General features: G+C 69.2%; 17 protein-coding genes. 3 read left to right on the plus strand and 14 right to left on the minus strand.

The window, feature by feature from the left end; translation table 11 throughout:
- Positions 1-47: 47 nt before the first annotated feature.
- The 3 genes from H7X47_RS15455 to H7X47_RS15465 all read right to left on the minus strand — a co-directional run bounded on the left by H7X47_RS15455 (position 48) and on the right by H7X47_RS15465 (position 2,680).
- A complete protein-coding gene (locus tag H7X47_RS15455; protein WP_193369611.1) occupies positions 48-752 on the minus strand; it encodes a glutathione S-transferase family protein in 705 nt (234 codons plus the stop codon).
- Complete coding sequence (locus tag H7X47_RS15460; RefSeq protein WP_193369612.1) at positions 749-1,963, minus strand: CaiB/BaiF CoA transferase family protein; 1,215 nt, start codon at positions 1,961-1,963, stop codon at positions 749-751. Before H7X47_RS15460 ends, H7X47_RS15455 begins: the two co-directional genes overlap by 4 nt.
- A gap of 99 nt (positions 1,964-2,062) precedes the next feature.
- Positions 2,063-2,680 carry an ABC transporter substrate-binding protein gene (locus tag H7X47_RS15465; protein ID WP_193369613.1) on the minus strand — a complete coding sequence of 206 codons (618 nt, stop codon included), beginning with the start codon at positions 2,678-2,680 and terminating at the stop codon, positions 2,063-2,065.
- Between the two features lie 103 nt (positions 2,681-2,783).
- Here H7X47_RS15465 and hpnA point away from each other — a divergent pair, with 103 nt between their 5' ends.
- Together hpnA and hpnH are read left to right on the plus strand one after the other, a co-directional pair.
- Positions 2,784-3,776 carry a hopanoid-associated sugar epimerase gene (gene hpnA, locus H7X47_RS15470; RefSeq protein WP_193369614.1) on the plus strand — a complete coding sequence of 331 codons (993 nt, stop codon included), beginning with the start codon at positions 2,784-2,786 and terminating at the stop codon, positions 3,774-3,776.
- Positions 3,777-3,939: 163 nt separating this feature from the next.
- Positions 3,940-5,082, plus strand: coding sequence for an adenosyl-hopene transferase HpnH (gene hpnH, locus H7X47_RS15475; RefSeq protein WP_193369615.1), 1,143 nt, complete (start codon positions 3,940-3,942; stop codon positions 5,080-5,082).
- Here the strand turns inward: hpnH and H7X47_RS15480 are convergent.
- The 11 genes from H7X47_RS15480 to H7X47_RS15530 all read right to left on the minus strand — a co-directional run bounded on the left by H7X47_RS15480 (position 5,065) and on the right by H7X47_RS15530 (position 16,522).
- The gene (locus tag H7X47_RS15480) at positions 5,065-5,787 is read right to left on the minus strand and encodes a phosphorylase family protein (protein ID WP_193369616.1); all 723 of its coding nucleotides are present in this window, start codon (positions 5,785-5,787) and stop codon (positions 5,065-5,067) included. The genes hpnH and H7X47_RS15480 overlap by 18 nt on opposite strands.
- Positions 5,788-5,801: 14 nt before the next feature.
- A complete protein-coding gene (gene shc, locus H7X47_RS15485) occupies positions 5,802-7,832 on the minus strand; it encodes a squalene--hopene cyclase (protein ID WP_193369617.1) in 2,031 nt (676 codons plus the stop codon).
- Between the two features lie 183 nt (positions 7,833-8,015).
- Entirely contained in the window at positions 8,016-9,326 is a 1,311-nt protein-coding gene (gene hpnE, locus H7X47_RS15490) for a hydroxysqualene dehydroxylase HpnE (RefSeq protein WP_193369618.1), read from the minus strand.
- Positions 9,327-9,329: 3 nt separating this feature from the next.
- Complete coding sequence (hpnD, locus tag H7X47_RS15495) at positions 9,330-10,181, minus strand: presqualene diphosphate synthase HpnD (protein ID WP_193369619.1); 852 nt, start codon at positions 10,179-10,181, stop codon at positions 9,330-9,332.
- A 10-nt stretch (positions 10,182-10,191) separates the two neighbouring features.
- A complete protein-coding gene (gene hpnC, locus H7X47_RS15500) occupies positions 10,192-11,121 on the minus strand; it encodes a squalene synthase HpnC (protein WP_193369620.1) in 930 nt (309 codons plus the stop codon).
- 43 nt (positions 11,122-11,164) lie between these two features.
- Positions 11,165-12,364, minus strand: a complete 1,200-nt coding sequence (locus H7X47_RS15505) for a glycosyltransferase (protein ID WP_193369621.1) — start codon at positions 12,362-12,364, stop codon at positions 11,165-11,167.
- Positions 12,365-12,484: 120 nt separating this feature from the next.
- Positions 12,485-12,991 (minus strand): PAS domain-containing protein, encoded by a 507-nt coding sequence (locus H7X47_RS15510; protein ID WP_193369622.1) that lies wholly within the window; start codon positions 12,989-12,991, stop codon positions 12,485-12,487.
- A gap of 198 nt (positions 12,992-13,189) precedes the next feature.
- The gene (locus H7X47_RS15515) at positions 13,190-13,732 is read right to left on the minus strand and encodes a PAS domain-containing protein (protein ID WP_193369623.1); all 543 of its coding nucleotides are present in this window, start codon (positions 13,730-13,732) and stop codon (positions 13,190-13,192) included.
- Between the two features lie 127 nt (positions 13,733-13,859).
- Positions 13,860-14,447, minus strand: a complete 588-nt coding sequence (locus tag H7X47_RS15520) for an HD domain-containing protein (protein WP_193369624.1) — start codon at positions 14,445-14,447, stop codon at positions 13,860-13,862.
- Between the two features lie 139 nt (positions 14,448-14,586).
- Positions 14,587-16,110 (minus strand): methyl-accepting chemotaxis protein, encoded by a 1,524-nt coding sequence (locus H7X47_RS15525; protein ID WP_193369625.1) that lies wholly within the window; start codon positions 16,108-16,110, stop codon positions 14,587-14,589.
- A 28-nt stretch (positions 16,111-16,138) separates the two neighbouring features.
- Positions 16,139-16,522 carry a hypothetical protein gene (locus H7X47_RS15530; protein WP_193369626.1) on the minus strand — a complete coding sequence of 128 codons (384 nt, stop codon included), beginning with the start codon at positions 16,520-16,522 and terminating at the stop codon, positions 16,139-16,141.
- A gap of 236 nt (positions 16,523-16,758) precedes the next feature.
- Here H7X47_RS15530 and H7X47_RS15535 point away from each other — a divergent pair, with 236 nt between their 5' ends.
- A complete protein-coding gene (locus tag H7X47_RS15535) occupies positions 16,759-18,291 on the plus strand; it encodes an alkaline phosphatase family protein (RefSeq protein ID WP_193369627.1) in 1,533 nt (510 codons plus the stop codon).
- The last annotated feature ends 8 nt before the right edge of the window (positions 18,292-18,299 follow it).

Consider the following 18,299-nt stretch of genomic DNA (forward strand, 5'->3'; position numbering starts at 1 on the left):
CGTGCAACTGACCCCAGGTTGTCGACGGCGGTTGTCAAGGCGGCGAGCTAGTTCCCCGCGCCCTTCAGGTGCCGGGCACCCTGGTTGAACAGCAGGGCGTTGCTCTGGGCGGTGTGCTGGCCGCGGTTCTGACGGTCCTTGTAGAGGTCGATGGCGCGCTGCACGGCCGGGCGCTCCTTGATACGCCGGCGCCAGTCCGCGACTTTCGGAAAGTCGTCGAGCGAGGAGCCCAACGGCTTGGCGATGAAGACCCAGGGAAAGGCGATCATGTCGGCGATGGTGTAGCTATCCCCCAGGATCCAGTCGCGGTCTTCGAGGCGCCGTTCCAGCACCGCCAAGTTGCGCTCGTATTCCCCGAGGTAGCGCTTGAAGCCGTAGTCCTGGCCTTCGGGCGCGTAGTTCTTGAAGTGGCTGAGCTGGCCGGCCATGGGCCCCTGGTTGCCGACCTGCCAGAACATCCACTCCAGCAGCTCCTTGCGGGCCAGCGGTCCCTCGGGCAGGAAGCGCCCGGTCTTCTCGGCCAGGTAGAGCATGATGGCGCCGCTCTCGAAGACGCTGACCGGATCGCCCTCGACGTCGTGGTCGACGATGGCCGGCATCTTGGCGTTGGGGCTGATGGCCAGGAACTCCGGCTTGAACTGATCGCCCTCGGCCAGCTTCAGCAGGTGCGTGGTGTAGGGCAGGCCCAGTTCCTCCAGCAGGATGGCGACCTTCCAGCCGTTGGGCGTGGGGGCGTAGTAGAAATCGATCATGCGGCGTCCTCTCCGGCGCGCGGCGGTTCGGCGGCGCCGCCGTTCTCGATCAGGGCATCGATCTCGGCGGGGCTGTAGCCGGCCTCCGCCAGGATTTCCCGCGTCTGCCCGCCCAGCGCCGGGGCGCCGAAGCGGTGCTCATTCGGCGTGGCGGAGAACTGCGCCGGATTGCGCGCCTGGCGCAGGCGCCCGGCGGCGGGGTGGTCGTTCTCGAAGACGATGCCGTTGGCCTGGACCTGCGGGTGGCGGATCGCCTCGCGCCGGGTCAGCACCGGGGCGCAGGGCACGCCGGCGGCCTCCAGGCGCTCGATCCACTCCGCCGTCGTGCGCTCGCGCAAGACCTCCTGGGTCAGCTCCAGGCGCGCGTGCTTGTGTTTGTCCAGGCCCTCGGAGTCCTGGAAGCGCGGGTCCTCGGTCCATTCCGGCCGCTCCGCGGCTTCGGCGAGGCCGAGCCATTCCTTGTGGCGCATGACGGCGACGGAGATGTAGCCGTCCCGGGTCTCGTAGATCAGGTCGATCCAGCTTTGCGCCTCCTCCTTTTCCATCTCGTCGCCGACGAAGGTGTGGCCGCCCATGTCGGAGCCCCAAAGGAAGGCGAGCACGGTGTCCAGCATGGAGAGGCGCACGTGCTGGCCCTCGCCGCTGCGGCTGCGCGCCAGCAGCGCGGCGCAGACCGCCTGGGACATGGCGAAGCCGGTCAGCTTGTCGGGCAGGATGGTGCGCACCAGGCGCGGACGTTCCTCGTCGGAGCCGGCCTGCACGGTGGTGAGGCCGCTGAGCGACTGGATCAGGGGATCGAAGACCGGCTTGTCGGCGAAGGGCCCCTCGAAGCCGAAGCCGGCGATGGAGACGTAGACCAGGCGCGGGTTGATGGCCTTGAGATCCTCGTAGCCGAGGCCGAGGCGGTCGGTGACCCCGGGGCGGAAGTTCTGCAGGAAGACGTCGGCATCGCGCACCAGCCGCTTCAGCGCCTCGAGGCCTTCCGGCGTCTTGAGATCGAGAGCGATGGAGCGCTTGTTGCGGTTGTTGTTGAGGAAGGAGGCCGAATAGCCGTTGCGGCGCGTCGCCACCTGGCGGGTGTGGTCGCCGCCTTTCGGCACCTCCACCTTCACCACGTCGGCGCCCTGGTCGGCCAGGATCATGCTGCCCAGCGGCCCCGACACCATGGTGGTCAGATCGACGACCCTGAAGCCGTCCAGCGGTCCCGGCATGGATTCTCCCCTCCCCAGCAGGTCTTTTTGCGGTCATTGCCCCTCTATATAGGGGCTGGCCGGCCGGAGCCCAAATGCGGTTGCGGAACGCGTGAAGTCTCAGTCGTTCGCGAAGCCGGCGGTCTTGTCCTTCAAGGTCTGGATCAGGGCCTCGACACCCAGCTTCCTCATGATGCTGCTGTATTCGCCGCGCCGCGCCGCCAGCTCCGAGGCGGTGCCGCCCAGGATGGTGTCGACGATGCGCCAGCTGCCGTCGTCCTGGGGTTGCGTCAGGTAATTGATCTCCACCGCCTCGCCGTCGCTCTTGACGATCTGGTTGCGCACCAGGACGGCGCCGCGCCGCGCTTCCTCTTCGCCCAGTACCTCGAAGCGTTCGCCGCCGAAGCCGTCGAAGCGGTCGGCGAAGACGCCGACGCTGTAATCGGCGAAGGCCTGGGTGAAGGCCGCCTGCTGGGCATCGCTGAGCCGCGACCACTGGCTGCCCAGGGTGATCCGCGCCATGGCGGGGAAATCGAAGATTTCGGTCAGGGTCGGCTCCAATTCGGCGTAGCGCCCGGCAAAGCCCAACGCCTCGGCCTGTTGCATGACCTCCAGCAGGGCGGCGTTCAGCCGCTCCACCGTGGCGCTCGGACTGCCTGGGGGCGTCTCGGCGGCGGTGGCCGGCGCCGGTAGGAGCAGCAACATCAGGATGGAAACCTTAAGTAGCAGCGATCGCATGCGCTTTCCCAATTTCAGGCTCTTTCACATGTACGGGCCGCGCCGTCCGGTGCAAGACATTTGTGGTTTGTGGTCGCGCCGGATAGGGGGCAAGCTGGTACCTATGACCATTCTCGTTACCGGAGGCACGGGGTTCGTCGGCTCCGCCGTGGTGCGGGCCTTGGTCGCCTGCGGCGAGAGACCGCGGTGTCTCGTGCGGCGTGACAGCGACCGGCGGAACCTGGAAGGCCTGGCTCTCGATGTGGTGGAGGGCGACCTGACGGACGGCGAGTCCCTGGAGACTGCCGTCAAGGGTGCCAAGGCGCTGTTCCACGTCGCCGCCGACTACCGCATCTGGGTGCGCCGGCCCGAGACCATGCTCCACACCAACGTTGAAGGTACCCGCCGGCTGATGGAACTGGCGCTGCGCCACGGGGTGGAGAAAATCGTCTACACCTCTTCGGTGGCGGTGCTGGGCAAGGCGGCCGCCGGGGCGCCGGCCGACGAGGAGACGCCGGTCGGCCTGGACGACATGATCGGTGTCTACAAGCGCTCCAAGTACCTGGCCGAGGAAGAGGTCCGCCGTCTGCAGCGCGAGTCCGGGCTGCCGGTGGTGATCGTCAATCCTTCGACGCCCATCGGCCCGCGCGACGTGAAGCCGACCCCGACCGGGCACATGGTGCTGGCGGCGGCGCGGGGCCGGATCCCCGCCTTCGTCGATACCGGCCTCAACGTCGTGCACGTCGACGACGTCGCGGCGGGCCACCTGGCGGCCTATGAAAGGGGCGAGGTCGGCCAGCGCTACGTGCTGGGCGGCGAGGACCTGGGCCTGGGGGAAATCCTGGGCGAGGTGGCGGCCCTGCGCGGGGTTCGCGCGCCGCGCCTGCGCCTGCCGCGCCGCCCGCTGTTCCCCCTGGCCTATGCCGCCGAAACCTGGGCGCGGGTGGCCGGCGGGCAGGAGCCGCTGCTGACCGTCGACGGCCTGAAAATGGCCGCTAAACCAATGTATTTCTCCAGCGCCAAGGCGCGCCGCTGCCTCGGCTACCGCCCGCGCCCGGCCAGGGAGGCCCTGCGCGACGCGGTCGGCTGGTTCGAGCAGGCGGGCTATCTGGCTTAAGGCCCCGGCGCCCAGGGTTCGGGACCCGGGGGGCCGCTCAGGCGGCGAAGTGCCCCTAAATCCCCACAGTCTGTAGGGTGGTGTTGCGGCGCAAAAGCGTTAGACTGTCGCCCGGAAAAACGGTATTTGCCTGCGATTCCCCTCATTTCCCCGGAGTGACGCCTTGGCGGTTCCCCTTATTCAGCAGTTGCGCGTCGGCGCCTACATCATGAAGCAGCGCCTGAAGGGCAACGATCGCTATCCGCTGGTGCTGATGCTGGAGCCGCTGTTCCGCTGCAACCTGGCCTGCCCGGGCTGCGGCAAGATCGACTACCCCGAGGATATCCTCAACCGCCGCCTTTCGGTGGAGGAGTGCATCGAGGCGGCGGAGGAGAGCGGTGCGCCGGTGGTTTCCATCCCCGGCGGCGAGCCGCTGATCCACAAGGAGATGCCGCAGATCGTCGAGGAGCTGGTGAAGCGCAAGCGCTTCGTCTATCTCTGCACCAACGCGCTGCTGCTGGCCAAGAAGATCGACGAGTACAAGCCCAGCAAGTACCTGACCTTCTCCATCCACCTGGACGGCCTGGAGGAGGAGCACGACCGGGCGGTCGACCAGAAGGGCGTCTTCAAGCGCGCGGTGAAGGCCATCGAGATGGCGCGCGACCGCGGTTTCCGCGTGAACGTGAACTGCACCCTCTTCAACAACGCCAAGCCCGACGAAGTCGCCGAGTATCTGGATTTCGCCCGCGATCTGGGCGTCGAGGGCGTGACCATCTCCCCGGGCTATGCCTACGAGCGTGCGCCCGACCAGGAGCATTTCCTCAGCCGGCGCGGCACCAAGGAGCTGTTCCGCGAGGTCTTCCGCCGCGGCAAGGGGCGCAAGTGGCGCTTCTCCCAGTCCAGCCTGTTCCTCGACTTCCTGGCCGGCAATCAGTCCTACGAGTGCACGCCCTGGAGCAACCCGACGCGCAATGTCTTCGGCTGGCAGCGGCCCTGCTACCTGCTGAACGAGGGCTACACGCCGACCTTCAAGGCGCTGATGGAAGAGACCGAGTGGGAAAGCTACGGCACCGGCCACTACGAGAAGTGCGCCAACTGCATGGTCCACTGCGGCTATGAGGGTACGGCGGTGGCAGACACCGTGGCGCATCCGCTGAAGGCTCTGAAGGTGGCGTTGAACGGCGTTACCACCGAGGGCGAGATGGCTCCGGAGATCGATCTCTCCAAGCAGCGCCCCGCGGAGTACACCTTCGAGGAGTTCGTCGCCGAGGCCCAGAAGCAGCCGGTGCAGCAGAAGCCCGGCTCTTCCTCAGAAGCGGCCGAATAGCACCTCTTTCACGTCCTCCAGCATACGCAGGCGGGCGAGCGCCAGTTCGCTCTGGCGCGCCAGCCTGAGCGTCGCCGGAATTTCCGTCGGGCGGCGCAGCAGCGTCGCGAGCGCACGGCCGACGTCGGGCCGCCCGTCCGGCTTCACCGCCTTCTCCACCAGCGCCGGCAGGCTGTCCTTGGCCCTGTCGGCGACGGCACGTACGGCCAGGAAGGGCAGGCCGGCCTCCGCGGCGGCGGCGGCCACGGACACTGATTCCATGTCCACCGCCAGGCAGCCGCTATCCGCGAAAGCCGCGGCCTTGTCGGCGGGGCTGCGCAAGGTGCGCGGGCTGCCCAGGATCGCACCCTCCCTGTAGAGCAGGGCGTTGTCCTCCATCGCCGCGACGAGCTGGCCGCGCCAGGCGGCGTCGGTGATGTAGTCTGTCCCCTCGGGGTCGCGCAGGCCGTGGGCGACGATCAGGTCGCCGCAGTCCAGGTCGGCGGCCAGGGCCCCGGCGATGCCGAAGCTCAAGAGCGCCTGGCAGCCGCTGGCGATGAGCTCGGCGCTCCGCTCGGCGGCCCGTGCCGCGCTGGCGCCGGCGCAGAGTACCTCGGCCTCCAGGGCCGCGTCGGCGAGCAGGACCGCGGCGACCTCGCTCTCGGAAGCCAGCCCGGTGACGACACCGATCTTGCGGGAAGTTGCAGCCTGTGGGGCAGGATCCACCGCGCTGGCCCGGGCTACATGCCGTAGCTGACGCGCCGCTGATTGCTTTGCATCAGGTTGCGGTAGCGCGCCAGGGCCCAGAGCGGGAAGTAGGCGCTGTAGCCGTGGTACTTCAGGTAGAAGACCCGCGGGAAGCCGTTGCCCGTCCAATAGTCCTCGGCCCAGCGCGCGCCTTCGCGCGGCAGGCGCTGCAGATAGGCGATGCCGCGCTTGACGGCGTCGCTCTCTATCTCGCCGGCGGCCATGAGGCCGAGCAGCGCCCAGGCGGTCTGGGAAGGGGTGGAGGATTTCACCTCGTCGCGGCGCTCCAGCCAGTAGGTGGCGCAGTCCTCGCCCCAGCCGCCGTCGGCCTGCTGGCGATCTTTCAGCCAGGCGACGGCCTTGCGCACATAGGGCGCCTGCATGTCCTCGCCGCAGGCGTTGAGGGCACAGAGCACCGACCAGGTGCCGTAGACGTAGTTGACGCCCCAGCGCCCATACCAGGAGCCGTCCTCCTCCTGCTCGCGGCGCAGGTAGTCGAGGCCGCGGCGCACCACGGTGTTGTCGCGGCCGTAGCCGAGCTGCGCCAGCATGGACAGGCAACGCGCCGAGACGTCCGCCGTCGGCGGGTCGAGCAGCGCGCCGTGGTCGGCGAAGGGGATGTGGTTCAGATACTCGAAGGCGTTATCGGCGTCGAAAGCGCCCCAGCCGCCGTTCTTGCTCTGCATGGCGATGACCCACTTGGCGGCCCGCTCCATCGCTCCCTTGCTGGCCTCGGAGCCGGCGCGGTCCATCGCCATGACCACCACCGCCGTGTCGTCGACGTCCGGATAGTGGGCGTTGTTGTACTGGAAGGGCCAGCCGCCAACCGGCGCCTCTGCGCGCCGCCAGGCCCAGTCGCCGCGCACTTCCGTGATCTCGCGCTCCAGCATCCAATCGAAGGCGCGGATGACGGTGTCGCTGTCGCCCGGCTCGCCGGCCTCCAGCATTGCGTGGGCGGCCAGGCAGGTGTCCCAGATCGGCGACAGGCAGGGCTGGCAGGTGACGCTGCCGTCCTGGCGGTAGAACAGCAGACGGTCGATGGCCTCGCGGGTCAGGCGGTAGTCCGGGTCGTCCCAGGCATAGCCGAGCGCGTGAAAGGCCATGGCGGCGTTGGCCATGGCCGGGAAGATGCCGCCCAGGCCGTCCTCGCCGTTCAGGCGTTCCTTGACGAACTCCATGGCCGCGTGGATCGCCTTCTGGCGCTTGGCGCGCGGGCGCAGGGGATCGCTGAGGCGCAGCACCCGGTCGATGCCGGCGAAGATGGCGCCCAGGGGGCTGCCCGTCGCGTTCATCTGGTAGTGCGCGTGTTCCGGCGCTTCGAGGAAGAGCTCGCGGATGGAGACGCCGCGCGGGTTGGCCGCCTCCGGCTTCTTGTCCATGACGATGAGCAGCGGCGCGATCACCGTGCGCGACCAGTAGGACACCTTCGACAGGTGGAAGGGGAACCAGCGCGGCAGCAGCATGATCTCGACCGGCATCTCCGGCACCGCACGCCAGGGCACCTGGCCGAAGAGGGCCAGGGCGATGCGGGTGAAGACGTTGGACTGCGCGGCGCCGCCGCCGGCGAGGATGGCGTCGCGGGCGCGCCGCATGTGCGGCGCCTCGGGATCGTCGCCGGCCAGCTTCAGGGCGTAATAGGCCTTCACGCTGGCGGAGATGTCCATATCGCCGTCGTGGAACAGCGGCCAGCCGCCGTCCGTTCCCTGGATGGCGCGCAGGTGCATGGCCAGCTTCGGTTCGATGTCGCGGAACTTCGGCGTATCGGTCTGCCCCAGGAAGTGCTGCAGGAAGATGTACTCGGCCGGGATGGTGGCATCGGCCTCCAGCTCGAAGAGCCAATGGCCGTCCGGGCGCTGCTCGGCCCGCAGGGCGGCCCGCATCTCGTTCACCAGCGCGTCGACCGCGTCGATATCGGGCAGGGGCGCGGGCTGACAGGGGGTGGGCTGACAGGGGGCGGGCCGACAGGGTGCACAGGGGCGCGCGGTGGCAGCGCTGGGATCTCTGGCTACGGTACTACTGGTCATTTCTTGTTCAGCCGCAAGGCCTCATGCAATGAATCCGAAATCCCCCGTCGACTTCCTTCGAGCGCCTTTTTGTTCCCCCGGACGCCGCCTGCGAATCAGCGGTTCGCCGGTGGGAATTCTGACCAAGCGGAGGGGCTGTGGCAAGCCCCTGGCGCTGCGGGGGCAGGCGCTACGCGGCGGGGATCAAGGCTTTGCGAGCAGCCGTGCGGCGGCGGTGCCTGATCGTACGGCCGATTCGATGGTCGCCGGGTAGCCGGTGTCGGTCCAGTCGCCGGCCAGTGCCAGATTGCGCCAGCGGGTGCGCGGGCCGGGCCTGAGCTTCAGGGCCGCCGGGGTCTGGGCCAGGGTGGCGCGCTTTTCCTTGATGATGCGGACCAGGGGCTCGGCCTGGGAGTCCAGCCCCAGGGCCCGGGCGGTGTCGCGCCACAGCAGTGCCGCGACCTCCTCCGCGGGGCGCTCGGCCAGGTCCTCGGCGGCGCTGACCGTCAGGCTCACGACGTCACCGCGCAGGAACAGCCAGTCGGCGGCTCCGCCGACCAGGCCCAGGATCGGCAGGTCGGGCGCCAGCCGGCGTTGCGGGGTGGCGCCCTCGGGCAGGCGGATGTGGGCGTTGACGATGGGCCGGGCGTCGCGCGGCGCCTGCAGGCCGGGCAGCAGGTCGGCGGCGCCCGCCGGCGGCAGCGCCAGCACCACGGCCTCCCCCGGCTCGACGGGCACCTGCTGCTCGCCGAAGTCCAGCGCGGTGACGCGGTCTGCCTGGAAGGTCAGGGCGCGCAGGCGCCGGCCGAAGGCGACCGCACCGCCCTGGGCGCGGATGGCCGCCAGGGCCGGGTCGACGAAGGTCTCGCTGAGACCGTCTCTGGCGATGAAGGGGTGGCAGGCGGCCGCGCCCTTGGCGAAGGATTCCCGCACCACCAGCCACAGCAGCCGGGCCGAGGCCTCGCGCGGGTGGGTGTTGAGGGCCGCCACGGTGAGCGGCACCCAGAAGCGCTCCCACAAGGGACCATTGTCGCCTCCGCTCTTGGCCAGGCAGTCGGCGACGGTATCGTCCGCGCCGGCGAAGGCCAGCTTCCAGGCGGCCAGGTAATCGCCGGCGGCGGTGCCGGGGATGCGCCTGGCGGCGCTGAAAATCCACCAGGGGATGGGGCCGTTGCTGGGCTCCACGGTCCAGCTCTCGCCGCTGGCCAGGTCCAGAAAGGGAAAGGCGGCGCGGTCGGGCCGCGTCAGGGTGTCGCCGGCGCCGATCTCCGCGACGAAGTCCAGGGCGGCGGTGTTGGCCGCCAGCAGCATGTGGTTGCCGTTGTCGATGCTGCGCTCCAGCTTGGCGTCGACGTAGGAGCGGCAGCGCCCGCCGGCCTGGGACGCGGCCTCGTAGAGCGCGACCGGTCGGCCCAGCTTGCCCAGTCGCAGCGCCGCCGACAGCCCGGCGAGGCCGGCGCCGACGACGTGCACGCGGCCCCGGGAAGGACGGTCGCGGGAAGCTGTCTCTGTCATGGCTCAGAAACAGCTCCTGAGGGCGACCCAGAGCTTCTCCGCCTTGGGCAGGCTGACCCGCAGCGTGATGTCCTGCCAGTCGTTCTGCTGCAGGCGGGTCAGCAGGCGGCGGTACATGGCCAGCATGATGCGCGCCGGGCGCATGGGGCCGCGCGCGCAGCGGGCCATGAGGCGCTCGGCCTCGGCGAAACGCGCCTCGGCCAGGGCCGCCAGGTCGCGACAGACCGCCGGCAGGCGCGGGTCGGCCAACACCGTCATCGGGTCGGTCGATTCGATGCCATGGCGCTGCAGCAGCTCGCGCGGCAGGTAGAGGCGGCCGCGCCCGGCATCCTCGGCCACGTCGCGCAGGATGTTGGTGAACTGCAGGGCGTCGCCCTCGGCCAGCGCCAGTTCGCGCGCTTCCGGCTCCGTGGCGCCGAAGGCATGGACCGACAGCACCCCGACGGCGCCGGCGACGCGGCGGCAGTAGAGGCGGAAGTCGGCCAGGCTGGGCGCGCGGATGTCCTCGCGGGCGTCCATCTCCATGCCGTCGATGACGGCCAGGAACTCTTCCTTGGGCAGGCCATAGTCGCGCAGCGGCCCCAGCAGCGCCTCGGCCGTCGGCCGGCTGGGCGCGCCTGCGTAGAGCCGCTCGATCTCCTCGCGCCAGGCGGCGAGCGCCTGCTGCTTTTCCGCCGGCGTGCCGCCTTCGTCGGCGATGTCGTCGACCTCGCGGCAGAAAGCGTAGATGGCGTACATGGCCTCGCGGCGCGGGCGCGGCAGCAGGCGCATGCCCCACAGGAAGGAGGAGCCGGAGCGGGTCGCCACCTCGCGCACGTGGGCCTGCGCGGTTTCGATCGTCGCGGCGGTGGTCATGCCTGTTCCATCATCCCCGTTGATCTGCCGGCTGCTGGCGCCCGAAGAGGCGCCCGAACTGCACGCCCAGCACGCCCTTGAGGCCGCAGAGAATGAAATCGGCGCGGCTGAGGGCGACCCGCCCGGCCAGGGGGTCGCCTTGGCGCAGCAGGACCGTCAGCCGCTTGGCGAGCTGCACGATGACCGCCGATTCCATGGCCAGGCGCGTGGAGCGCAGCCGGCCCGGCAGGGTCTCGGCCTCCTGCAGCAGGCTGTTGACCCCATCCAGGCAACGGTCCAGCACGCGGCGGAAGCCGGCCGGGCTCGCCGTCAGGTCCAGCACCGTCACGTCCAGGCCCTCGGCGGCCAGCCAGTCGCCGGGCAGGTAGACCCGGTCGAGGTCGTGGTAGTCGTCCTGGCAGTCCTGCAGGTGGTTGAGGATCTGCAGGGCTGTGCAGAGCGCGTCGGAGGCGCCGTAGCCCGCCGGGTCCTCGCCGTGCAGGTCCAGCAGATAGCGGCCCACCGGATTGGCCGAGAGCCGACAGTAGCCGATCAGCTCGCCCCAGTCGGCGTAGCGCAGCTTCACCGCGTCCTGCTTGAAGGCGGCGATAAGGTCGGTGCCGCGCGCCGCGGTGATCTTGGTGGCGGCCAGACTCTTGCGCAGGTGCGATGCCTTTTCCAGACCGGGCCGCGGTGAGGTGGTGGGGCCGGCGGCGGGGTCGGTGAGTTCCGCCTCGAAGGCCGAGAGGCGGGTGATCTTGTCTTCGGGCGCCAGTTCCGGGTTGTCGGCGATGTCGTCGATGGCGCGGGCGAAGGCGTAGTAGGTCGCGACGTGCGGACGCAGCGCGGCCGGCAGCAGCCAGGAGCCGACGGGGAAGTTCTCGTCCGCCGCGCCCTTGCCGGACGGCGTTTCGACGCCGGGGGCGCTGTTGCCGGTGGAGCTGTCGCGGGTCTCAGTCATCAAGCTCAATCATAGACGGGCAGGGCCGGGTGTGCCAAAGGCCCTAGCCCGCGTGGCGGCCTTGGACGCGGCCCTTCCACTGGCCGCCGACGCCGCGCCAGTGACGCCAGGCCGAATCGAAAGTCATGGCGCTGTATAGGCCAGCGGCCAGCGGCAGCAAAGGCGCAATCCACCAGGGCTGGCGGTAGAGCCGCAGCGTCGGCAGCAGGGAGAGGCTCATCAGCAGCCAGGTGAACCCGGCAATGATCGCCGTCCAGGGCTGCTGGTGCCAGGGCGCGGCGAGCAGCAGCAGCGGCGGCGCCAGGTAGGTGAGCGCCATGCCGGCCAGGGTGCCGGCGAGCAGCAGCGGGGAGTGGTGAAGCTGGGTGTAGGCGGTGCGCGCCACCATGTCCCAGATCGCCCGCAGCCCGCTGTAGGGGCGGATTGAGCGGGCACCCTCGGCCAGGCCCAGCCAGATGCCGCCGCTTTCGGGCGGGCGGCTCGCCTTCACCGCCGCGGCCAGGGAGCAGTCGTCGATCAACGCGTCGCGGATCGCCGCCACGCCGCCGATTCGCTGCAGGGCCGCGCGGCGCAGCAGGATGCAGCCACCGGCCGCCGCCGCGGTCTTGGCCTTGGGGTCCTTCACCCAGGCGAAAGGGTAGAGCTTCTGGAAGAAGTAAATGAAGGGCGGGATCAGCAGGCGCTCCCAGAAGCTCTGGCAGGTCAGCGCGACCATGAGGGAGACCAGGTCGCGGCGTTCGGTCTCGGCCTTGGCGACCAGGCGGCGCAGCGTATCGGCCGGCTGGTGGATGTCGGCGTCGCTGAACCACAGGAAGTCGCCCGCCGTCCCGGCGGCCTGCGATCCCTGCTGCAGGGCCCAGAGCTTGCCCGTCCAGCCCGGCGGCAGGGCCTCGGCGCGCAGCAGCTCGAAACGCCCGGGATGGCGGCTGCGCTGCGCCGCCGCGCGGGCCAGTGCGGCGGTGTCGTCGTCGCTGTGGTCGTCGACCAGCAGCACCGTCAGGCTGCCGGGATAGTCCTGCTCCAGCAGCGAGGTCAGGCTCTCGGCGATGACCTCGGCCTCGTTGCGGGCCGGCACCACGGCGGTGACCGCGGGCCAGGAGCCGCCGGGCCGCGAATCCACGGGCTGGGAATCGCGCGGCCTTGGGCTGCCGGTCAGGCGCTCGGCCGAACGCCAGAATCCGCCGCGCAGGGTCAGCAGGTAGACCCAGATCAACAGCGAAAGCAGGGCGATTCCCAGGAGCATCGAGGGCTCCGGAAGTGACGAAAACAAGGTTTGGCGCGTCCCCTTCGCAGCCGGCCGCTCGGTCGTTCGATGGTGACGCTCCCCGCCGGGGCAGGGAGCCGCGCGACGCGGAGCCGGAGGCTACTTCTTCCTCTCTCGGCGCGAGTTTACATTGAGAGACATGAGGCGATCCAGCGACCTTCCGTCGCTGGACAGCGGCAGGCAGAGAGCCTCGACATCGACATGGGCGCGCCGCCGGGCCGCGGATTCCGGCCAGTAGGCGTAGACGGGCCCGGCATGGGCGACGCAGGCGTCGAACAGCTGCTTCGAGCGCTCCCGGACCAGTTCCGGCACCCTGGCCTGGGAAGACAGGCGCCCCGTCTGCTCGCCGTAGGAGTCGACGAGATACTGGCCGAACAATCGGATGAAGTAGTCGGTGCCGTCGTCGATGACATCGACCATGAGAATATGCGGCCACAGGGCCACGAGCTTCTCAGGCACGAGATCGGCGCGCCGCGGGAAAGGCGCGTCACCCTTGATCATCAGCCAGTAGCTCAGTGCCTGCGTCAGTACCGGCGAGCAAAACTCGAAGCCCTCGGTGACTTCAAGGGGCCCTATGGCCTTTTTCCCCGCCCTTCTTGTCTCCACCCGATGCATATCGTCCCTAGGAATTCCCGGCTCCCACACCTGCGGCTACCCCCCGCGGGTCATCCCATGAAACCCTATTCAACCCCAATTTCTCGTTGAAACGCGATGATATTCTTCTCTTCTGCGCGATATATAGACCGGCCTTCTGGAGCGGCCCCCGGCGCAGGAGAACATGCCGCCTCTTCTTGAAATGGATGGTCACGAAAAAGAGCATCGGGGTGTGTGAACCGCCGTGCTGCTGAATTGTTTGTGCGAGTGCAGAATCGTCTTCCGGGCGCTGGGATTTCTGTTGAAGAAGAGCACGCCGGCGAGCATGAGGTTCACCGTCTGCCCATCTTCGCTCAGGGGTAGCATCAGCCGCTTGGCGTAGAGCGCCTCGGCTTCGTCCGAACCGAAGAGCACCTCGGTGTAGATCGGCTCCTTTTCGGTCCTGACCCGCTCGTGCAGTTCCATGGCGAAGTCGACGAAGGGGCCCGTCACCAGATCGTCGAGGTAGCGGTTGGTAAGCGGACAGCCGAAATGCGACTCGATTTCCGTGCCGGCCAGGCGGTAGCGGATGCGGAAGCCCCTGGCGGTCTGGGCCGGGACCATCTCGGTGAGTGTCAGATGCGGCAGAAGCTGCGGAATGTCGACAGGATCGATATCTGCGCGGGTCGGCACCTTGCGCCCGCGACTACGTTCCGTCCAATAGGAATACAGCTCGGCGAGCAGCGGCTCGTCCAGTATTTCCGCGAATGACATACCTGCTGCCCCCGCACCCACAGCCTCTCTTGCGGAGGCCCGTTGGGCCGGATTTCTCCAAGTTGCGACCCATAATGGAAGAGTCCCCAACCTCCCCCACGCGCAGGTTAGCACCTCGACGATTTGATTATAAGCCTTTTGCGAGGGCCGCGCAGCGATCCAGGAAGAGCCGCTTTGCCTTGCCCGGCGGCCAGGGCTTCAGCGTGATGTCGTCGAAGCGCTTGTGATGGCCGAAGAGGCGGCGTGCCTCGCTGGGGGAGAATCCGGCCAGCTGGGTCGCTTCCAGGTAGGCGGCGATCCGGTCCGCGCGCTTGATCAGATGCTTCAGCTCCTGCGGCTCCTGCGCCGGCAGTCCGAAGCGCAGGCGAACCGCCGTCATCAGCCGGGCTTCCAGGGCCTTGTAGTCGACCCCGACAGCGGCCTTGAAGGGGGTGATGAGGTCGCCGATGACGTATTCGGCGGCGTCGTGCAGCACCGCCGACAGATGCCCGGCCGCATCCAGCTTCGGTCGCAGGCGCCCGGCGATGTCGTCCACCAGCAGGCTGTGCTGCGCCACCGAGAAGGCCGAATCGCCGCTGGTCTGTCCGTTCCAGCGCGCCACGCGGGCCAGGCCGTGGGCGATGTCTTCAATCTCGATGTCGAGGGGCGAAGGATCCAGCAGGTCGAGCCGCCGTCCGGAGAGCATGCGCTGCCAAGCCCGCTTCACGTCCTTCATGCCTGACCTCGTCCTTTCGCCGCTGAATGCCCGCGACGACTAGGCATAGGCAGACGCGCCGCCCGAGGCAAGCCGTCAGGCGGCGCGTTGCAGGTCTGTCGGGCGGGAAAGTCCCGGGAAAGGCCCGCAAAGGGCCGGGTCAGCTGCCGTTGGCGCGCAGACCGTTCAGCAGATCGGAGAGGTTCTCGTCCAGTTCGGCGGTGTGGCGGGTGACGAGGGTCGAGGCCTCCATCACCTTGTTCACCGACTGACTGGTGGTCTGCGAGTTTTTCCGCACCGAGGCCATGGCCCCGTTCATCTCGCGGCTGCCGCCGGCGGCGTCCTGGATGTTGCGGGAGATGTCGCGGGTCGTCGCGTCCTGCTCCTCGACCGCGCCGGCGATCTTGACGGCGTGCTCGTTGAGCTGGTTGATGATGCCGCGGATCTCGCTGATGGCGTTGACGGTGATCTTGGTCGAGCCCTGAACCTTCTCGATGCGCCCGGTGATGTCCTCGGTCGCCTTGGCGGTCTGGGTGGCCAGGCCCTTGACCTCGCTGGCCACCACGGCGAAGCCCTTGCCGGCTTCGCCGGCGCGCGCCGCCTCGATGGTGGCGTTGAGGGCCAGCAGGTTGGTCTGCTCGGCGATCTCGGCGATCAGCGAGACGACTTCGGAGATGCCGGCCACCGCGTCGGCCAGTTCGGCGACCTGTTCGGTGGTGACGTCGGTCTTGCCTTCGGCCTGGGAGGCGATGTCGGCGGTCTCACGCACCCGCGCGGTGATCTCGCTGACCGAGGCGGAGAGCTCGGTGACCGCCCCGGCGATGGTGTCCATCTTCTCGGCGGTGGTGTCGGCGGTGCCGGCGACCTGCGTCGCCGTGCCCTCGGTCTCCTCGGCGCGCTGCAGCATGACCTTGGTCTCGCTCTGCATGTCGTCCAGGGAAGCGCGGATCTGCGTCACCGCGCCCTTCACCTTGGCCTCGAACTTGTCGGCCAGGGACTGCAGCAGTTCCTGACGCTCTTCGGCCGTACGGGCCTGCAGCGCCTGCTGCTCGCGGCCCAGTTTCTCGGTCTCGGCCGCGGCGGCCTCGGCCTTCTCCACGGCGGCGGCGGCCCCGTCGAAGAGGCTGACCAGCTTGTGGCTGAGCAGGATCAGCACCACGACCTCCAGCACCACGATGACCGCGTGAAAAACCACACGGGCGAAGTTGGCGCCGTCGGGGAAGACCGCCCAGGGCATCAGGAAGTTGAGGCTCAGGTGGTGGATCGCGGTCGCCGCGGCGGCCACCAGGATGGTGCGCCAGTCGCAGAAGGCGACCAGCATGGCCAGGGCGGCGAAGTAGATCATGTGGAAGTCGATCTGCCAGGGACCGGCGGCCGCCAGGACCATCAGCGAGACCTGCACCACGGTGGCCACGGCGATGACGTAGCGGGTCGTGGCGGCATCGCCGCCGACGGCCTTCCAGACGCCCAACGCAAAGACGGCGACCACCAGGGCCGCCAGGGTCGGCGCCAGCCAGGCGTTGCCGTTCAGCCAGGCGGTGGCGGCCACGGCGGGCACCACCGCGAAGATCAGCAGGCTGGACCACTTGGCCGCGGTGCGGCGGATGGCGGCAATGCCCTCAGCGTTGTCGCTGGAGGCATTGATTGCGGCGTTCATCGTTGCCGAGGCAATCGTCTTGAGCATCTTGTCGACCTATCGGTGGCGCGAGTTGCTAATTCTTCGTCTGCTGTATGCCGGCGATCAGGCAGCCCGCGGCGCTGCGTGGATCGACGACCAGCCAGGCGCCGGCGCGGCGCAGCCGCGCGGCGAAGCCGGCCTGGTCGCTGCGGGCGACCAGGACCGATCCCCATCCCCCGCCGCGCACCACCAGGCCGTCCGCCTCGGCGACTGCGGCCAGGGCTGCTGCCCGATCGGTTCCCGGCGCGAAGACCGCGGCCAGGGTGCCGCTGGCCGCGCCGGGCAGATCGGCCGCGGCGAAGACCGGCAGGGTGCTTACCGCCAGCAGCAGGCCGAGCGCCAGAGCGCCGCTGCCGATGCGAAGCGGGGCCCGGGTCGGCTGTTTTCGCGGTTGCTTGAGGGACTTGTGGGGTGCCATGCGCAAGCTTTCCTTCCGATCGGCGATTCAGCCAGGAAGGGCTTGCTTTCCGGTTAAATTCTGAATGATTTGGCTCAATCTCTGCGTCGACTGTTTACTCTAGGGAGAAGGGCGATCACCTTCTTAGACCTGAGGTGGCCTTCGCTCTGCGGTGGAAGGTTGCCAGCCGGCGCAAAGCGTGGTGAAAGGCGGCGGCCTCTTGGGCAGAGGTGAGACCGCAAAGGGCGAATCCGGCGATGACACCGAACATCCTGCTGATCACGGCCGACCAGTGGCGCGGCGACTGCCTGGGCCCGGCCGGCCATCCGGTGGTCCGCACCCCGGCCATCGACGTCCTGGCCGACGCGGGCACCTGCTTCCTGCGACACTACGCCCAGGCGGCGCCCTGCTCGCCGGCCAGGGCCTCGCTCTACACCGGGCTCTACCAGATGAACCACCGGGTGCTGCGCAACGGCACACCGCTGGACGCCCGCCACGATAATCTCGCCAGGGCGCTGGGCCGCGTGGGCTACCGGCCGACCCTCTTCGGCTACACCGACCAGGCGGTGGACCCGCGCACCACCACGCCGGACGATCCGCGCCTGACCACCTACGAGGAGGTGCTGCCCGGCTTTACCGCCGAAGTGAAGCTGCCGGAGGACAACGCCGCCTGGTTCGCCTGGATGCAGGGACGGGGCCACAAGCTGCCGGCCGACCCCTGGGACCTCTTCCTGCCGGCCGGCGGGCGCCCGGCGCTGCCGACGACGCAGCCGCCGCGCTTCAGCCAGGACGAGACCGAGACGGCCTTCCTGACCGACGCCTTCCTCGATTGGCTGCCGGGCCAGCCCAAGGACGGACCCTGGTGTGCCCACATCTCCTTCCTGCGCCCGCACCCGCCCTTCGTGGTGCCGGAGCCCTTCAACGCGCTCTACGACCCGGCCGCGGGACCGGCCTTCCGGCGCGCTGCCTCGCCGGGGGAGGAGGCGGCGCAGCATCCCTACCTGGCCTACTGGCTGGAGCGCACGGCGGGGGGCAGCTTCTGCTTTCTCGACGAGGGCCAGCGCCTGGTCGCCGACTGGCCCGAGGAGGCCTTCCGCAATGTGCGGGCCACCTACTGGGGCATGATCTCGGAGGTCGACCGCCAGATCGGCCGCCTCGTCGAGGGGCTGAAGGCGGCAGGCGCCTGGGACGATACGATCATCGTCCTCACCTCCGACCACGGCGAGATGATGGGCGACCACTGGACGCTGGGGAAATTCGGCTACTTCGATCAGGCCTACCACATCCCGCTGATCGTCCGTGACCCGCGCCATCCGGAAGGCTTCGGCGGGCGCGTGACCGCCTTCACCGAAGCGGTCGACGTGCTGCCGACGGTGCTGCAGGCGGCCGGCGCCGAGCGCGCCGGGCCCGCCGACGGCGTTTCCCTGGCGCCCTTCCTGCGCGGCGAGACGCCGGCGGCCTGGCGCCAGGAGGCGCATTGGGAGTTCGACTTTCGGGAGGTATCGAGCGGCAGGTCCCAGTCGGCTCTGGGCCTCGACCTGGACGACTGCTCGCTCGCCGTGATCCGCGACGCGCGCTACAAGTACGTCCACTTCGCCGGCCTGCCGCCGCTGCTGTTCGATCTGCAGCAGGATCCCGACGAACTGCGCAACGTGGTCGAGGACGCCAACTACCAGGCGGTGCGTGTGGCCATGGCGGAGAAGCTGCTGGCCTGGCGCAGCCGCCACCTCGACCGCACCCTTACCGGCCTGTCGCTGACGCCGGGCGGTCCCTACGACGCCCGCGCCTGAGCGCTCAC

This window comes from Pelagibius marinus, assembly GCF_014925385.1.
GTDB classification, from domain to species: domain Bacteria; phylum Pseudomonadota; class Alphaproteobacteria; order Kiloniellales; family Kiloniellaceae; genus Pelagibius; species Pelagibius marinus.